The sequence below is a fragment of the Terriglobus sp. YAF25 genome, assembly GCF_052113305.1.
Classification (GTDB): Bacteria; Acidobacteriota; Terriglobia; order Terriglobales; family Acidobacteriaceae; genus Terriglobus.
The window spans coordinates 1-5,396 of sequence record NZ_JBFRCY010000549.1; the positions used below are offsets into that span (position 1 = coordinate 1).

The 5,396-nt window shown below is 59.8% G+C and carries 3 protein-coding genes and 1 pseudogene; 1 reads left to right on the plus strand and 3 read right to left on the minus strand.

All coding sequences use genetic code 11. The annotated features are described in order from the left end of the window. The 3 genes and pseudogenes from AB4043_RS19835 to AB4043_RS19845 all read right to left on the minus strand — a co-directional run. Positions 1-957: tetratricopeptide repeat protein (locus tag AB4043_RS19835; protein WP_442307867.1), on the minus strand; the 957-nt coding region annotated here is incomplete at its 3' end. A gap of 11 nt (positions 958-968) precedes the next feature. Continuing rightward, positions 969-3,340: pseudogene (locus AB4043_RS19840) on the minus strand (hypothetical protein). A 22-nt stretch (positions 3,341-3,362) separates the two neighbouring features. Further along, complete coding sequence (locus AB4043_RS19845) at positions 3,363-4,664, minus strand: acetamidase/formamidase family protein (protein WP_442299739.1); 1,302 nt, start codon at positions 4,662-4,664, stop codon at positions 3,363-3,365. A gap of 284 nt (positions 4,665-4,948) precedes the next feature. Between AB4043_RS19845 and AB4043_RS19850 the strand changes: the two genes are divergently transcribed. Next, a partial coding sequence (locus AB4043_RS19850) for an amino acid permease (protein WP_442307868.1) occupies positions 4,949-5,396 on the plus strand: 448 nt, incomplete at its 3' end.

Sequence of the window (5,396 nt, forward strand, 5' to 3'; positions counted from 1 at the left end):
GGTGAACACCTGCTGCGCTTCGTCGAACTTCTTCTCCAGAACCAGTGCAGAACCAAGATCGTCCAGCAACGATGGATCATCGGGGGTCGCGGCAAGCGCAGCACGCAACATCGGTTCGGCCTTCGCCGGATCGTTTGCCTGGGTATAAAGGTGCGCGAGCAGACGCTTCAGATTGGCATCATCGGGATTCGCCGCCAGCAACTGCTCCAACAGTGGAGTCGCCGCGGCGGCCTGGCCATGGCGCAGCAGGTAACGGGCGTAACTTACAGCAATTTCGGGGCTAATGGGGCCTTTCGCCATCAGCTTTTTGTACTGGGCTTCGGCGTCAACGGTATCTCCGGCAGCATCGGCAAGCTCGGCAACCATAAGGGTATCTTCGGGTGTTTCCGGCGTAAGCTTGAGCGCTGCTACCAGCCAGTCGCGCGCCGCGGCAGGATCTTTGGCCTGGTCGATCTGAGCGAGCGCCCGGTAAGCCCGCGCTTTCAATACCCTTGCCTGGGCAGCGTCCCCCGGCTGTAAGGCGACTGCCTTCTGCAGCGTCTCTCTCGCGCTATCCAAATGCCCCTTCCGGGCCTGTATAAGACCAAGCGCCAGGGTGGACTCGAACTGCTTTGGATCGACAGCGATCGCGGCTTTATAGCTGGCTTCCGCTGCATCGTCCTTCTCCTGTGCCTCCTGTGCGAAGGCGAGTTGGTAAAGCATTCCGGCATTCTTCGGATCTGCCTTGACGAGCCCGATCAGCAGCCGTTCAGCTTCGGCATAGTTTTGCTGGTCAAGCGCAGCCTGGGCCTTCTTGTACTGTTCGGCCCGGTCCTGGTCTTCGTCGGCGACGGAGCGTGTTCCGGCCGGCAGTTGCTGACCTGCAGCTGGGAGCGCCCATGGGCCGGAGGTGGCGGCCAGAAGGGCTCCGCCGAAGGTGAAAAGGCGCAGAGACGCCGGAAAAGTCTTCGATGCCATGGATGTTCCTCTTAATGTTTGACGTCGAGCACCGGCGCAAGCCACTTCCCGGTAATGCTGTCTGGGTTGGCAGCAATCTCTTCGGGAGTTCCGATGGCGACAATTTGCCCGCCGCGGGAGCCACCTTCGGGGCCGAGATCGATGACCCAATCGGCGCTCTTGATCACGTCAAGATTGTGCTCGATCACCAGCAGGGAACCGCCACCTTCGATCAGCTTACGGAAGGCTGCAAGCAGCTTCGCGACATCGTCAAAGTGCAGGCCCGTCGTAGGCTCGTCGAGAATGTAAAGGGTACGGGACGAGGCCTTCTTATTCGCCGCACTCTCACCGCGTTGCGCCGCAATGGCGGCGCGCGCCGTTGCCAGGTGAGCGGCCAGCTTGACCCGTTGCGCCTCGCCGCCGCTGAGAGTTGTGGCCGACTGGCCGAGACGCACGTAGCCGAGGCCGACCTCATCCAGGACAGCGAGCCGGTCGACGATCTTTGGATGTCCGGCGAAGTAGCTCAGGGCATCGCGGACGGTCATATTCAGCACGTCATGGATGYTCTTGCCCTTGTACTTGATCTCGAGGATGCCGGCTTTATAGCGGGTTGCGTGGCACTCATCGCAAGGGAGTTCGACATCGGCGAGGAACTGCATCTCGACCGTGACTGTGCCATCTCCTTCGCAGACGTCGCATCGTCCGCCTGGGACGTTGAAGCTGAAGCTTCCGGCAGTGTAGCCCTTGCGCTTGGAGTCGGGCTGCGCGGCGAAGAGATCGCGGATGGCGTCGAWGGCCTTGATGTAGGTAACAGGGTTGGAGCGCGGTGTACGGCCAATGGGCGACTGGTCGACGAGTACCACTTCGCTCAGGTTCTGGGCGCCGGTGAGTTCACGGTAAAGTCCCGTAGGATCGCCGCCTTCGGTCTGCCCCATCTGCTGCATGAGGGCGCGGTACAGGACCTGGTGGATCAGGGTTGACTTACCCGATCCGCTGACACCCGTGACAACGCAGAGAAGGTTAAGCGGGATCTCGACATCCACGCCGCGAAGGTTGTGGATGCGGGCGCCTGTGAGCTTCAACTTGGTGCGGCCGGGTTCACGGCGGTTTGAGGGTCGAGGGTAAGGTAATCGAGGCCAACCTGCTCCAGGAAGCCGATACGCTGGCGAACCTCTTCCAGGATCTTCCCGGCGATCTCTGCCTGCGCCGGCGTGAGACTCAGGCTGTCAAAGAACTCGCGGGCTGCGGTGATAGTGAGCGACGATGCCTCGCAGATGTTCTTTTCGTTCAACAGAACAGCGCGTGCTTCGGCGCGGAGCCGTTGTCCATGGCACACCGGGCAGGGAGCGTAACCCCGGTACTTTGCGAGGAAGACACGGACGTGGAGCTTGTACTTCTTCTTCTCAAGCTGGTCGAAGAAACCCCGGATGCCCGGGAAACCGCTTCCACCCTGCCGCACCATCTCCTGCTGCGCCGGAGTCAAGTCGTACCAGGGAACGTCGACGGGAATGTCATTGGCCTTGGCAAAGCGCTTCAGCTCACCGTGGAAGGCGCGGTACTTGGGACGCTCCCACGGCGGAGAGCCTGTCGACAAGCACATAGATCGGTTTGGTGAAGTCGAGCTCCAGCAACGACTCAGGGGTAGAGAATTCAACAATATTGCCGTTCTGGAAGAGCCGGTTGTAGCCCCGCTTGCGGAGCTCGAAGAGGCGCTCCTTCTGGGCATCGGTAGGATCCACCAGGACTGGCGCCTCGACGGGCTTCGACTTCGCGCTTTTCTTCGCTGCCTTTTTCACGGGCTTTGGGGCGGCCGTCGCCTCTTCTTCCGCAGCCGGGGCAAACTCCTGCATCGGTTCCAGCAGGACGTCGCGGCGCTGGATCGGGAACAGCGCGTGCAGCCGGGTGCCTTCGCCCAGGCCGAGGACGGCGGCAGCGATCTCGTCGACCGTGTCGCGGCGGACGATGCCTCCGCAATGCAGGCAGGTTACCGTGCCGCAACGGGCATACAGAAGCCGCATGTAGTCATAGATTTCCGTCGCGGTCGCAACTGTAGAACGCGGATTCCGGGTGGTGTTCTTCTGCTTGATGGCGATGGCTGGAGCAAGTCCCTCCATGTGGTCGACATCAGGCTTCTCAATCCGCTCCAGAAACTGACGGGCGTACGCCGAAAGCGATTCGACATAGCGACGCTGGCCTTCGGCGTAGACCGTATCGAAGGCAAGCGACGACTTTCCCGAGCCAGAAACGCCGGAGACTACCGTCAGGGCGTTATGGGGGATGTCGACGTCAATGTTTTTCAGATTGTGGGTGCGCGCTCCGCGAATGACGATCTGCTCGTTCATGGCCAGTCTTCTATTGTCGCCGGAGCGGGCCCTTGAGGGAAACTCCCCCTGCACCCCGCCACCGGCGGCAACGCTCGAACAGGCTTATTTCGACAGGCCTTTCAGCCTTTCTTTGTTGATCTTGAGCACAACGCCTGCATTCCGGTCTGCCACTTCACTGATGCGATATTCGGCCGCCGTGCCGATGACCATGCCGATCTCGCTTGGGGTGAGGTGGTACTCATCCTTGAGCCAGGTCGCCATGTTCTCCGTGGCTTCCTTGAGAGCATCGTCGATCGATCCGTTTTCTCCCATCGCCATGATGTGGGTCGCATTCTCGATCCGAGGCTCCATCGGACGCTTGCCGGGAATGACATCGACGGTCACGGTCACATCCATGGAGGTCTCCAGTGCATCGCCCGTGGTCTCTCCGTCACCCTGCACGGCGTGGCCGTCGCCGAAGTACAGCAGTGCTCCTGGAACCATGACTGGCAAATAAACAGTGGCGCCTTCGGTGATCTCATTGAAATCCATATTGCCGCCATAGCTCCCGTCGTCTCCTGTCCCCGGGGCGGCATTGGATGGCCGTACTGCTACGGCGATGCACCCAAGCATGGGTCGAACCGGAACGCTATAGTTCTTCATGTGCTCGCCGGGGCTTTCCGGGGTCGCAATGCCTTTGGCCAGATCGAGCTTCCACTTCGCCCCTTTGCCCGTGTCCTTCATCGTTACAGCCATGCCCTGGCTTTGTGCTCGGGGCACGATGCCGTCGGTGCTGATGGCGTAGTCACGATTGAGCTGGAGTGACTTGATATGGACAACCAGCGTGTCACCCGGCATAGCGCTGCTTACATAGAACGGACCGGTCTCGGGATTGCCTCCAAGCGAGCGCCTTACGCCGGTCGCATCCGCACCTCCGGCATCGACCGTGGTCGTATGGATGGTGTCGCCTGGGTTGATCGTCAGCACAGGCTTGTTCAGGGCAGAGAACTGACGATGGAAGACGGTGGGGATAAACTCATGTGTCTTTGCCGGACCCTGGGGACGCTCCGGCATCCGGTCCGCCAGAAAGGTGCGCGTCTCTGGATGCTCCTTGTCGGAGCGGTCGATCCAGATCACGGTGCCGGTGATCTGGCCATTCACTACGGTCGCTGTCAGCTCTTCTGAGCCGCCCTGCGTGTCCTTCGCCAGAAAGTGGAGTTTACCGCCGGCATAGGTTCCCTCGACTTTATCGCCAGAAAAATCCCCGGCGATCTTCTCCCCGTCCTGTTTGAGCTCCATCTTCCAGTAAAGAGGTGAGCCATAAAAATCTACCGTCGCCATCCATTTGCCCGTTAGACTCTGCTCCTGCGCCATTCCAAACGCCGCGCACGCTAACCAGCACACCGTCACTGCCAGACCCTTCATATGACTGCTCTCCTTGTGAAGACTGAAAACCGGTTTCGATTAGAGCGTTTTCCCTGTCGGTATATCCCAGGGCTTCAGCATCCTACGGGCGTTTTCCGCGATGAAAACGCCACTGCACGCTACTTTCGGAGTACCCAGCAACAGGGACAAAGCTCTTAGACATGGCTACGTTGCTCTGGTTAGGGAAGTTCCGATAACGACGAATCTTTTCGTATTTCGGCGGGAGCTCTTTGCAAGATTCCGAACTGGCAACCTTCCACGTCAACTGGTAAAACAGTGCCAACGTGTCCACGCCAGAAACCTCGCAGCCTAAATTTGTTCAGGGCCTCGGCCTTTTCTCTGCCACTGCCATCGTCATGGGATCCATGATTGGATCCGGCATCTTCATCGTTGCAGCGGATATCGCTCGCGGTACCAGTTCACCCGCGCTTTTGATCGGAGCATGGCTGGTAACCGCGCTAATGACCATCATCGGCGCGCTCAGCTATGGAGAGCTTGCTGCCATGATGCCGAAGGCCGGCGGGCAGTATGTCTATCTCCGCGAAGCGATCGGCCCGCTCTGGGGCTTTCTGTATGGATGGACGCTGTTCCTGGTGATTCAGACAGGCACCATCGCCGCAGTGGGTGTTGCCTTTGGCAAGTTTCTCGGGGTCTTCTTCCCATCGGTGGCCGCCGATCACTGGTTGATCCATATCGCGCATGTTCCACCGATCGCGGTTGGTCCGATGGTGC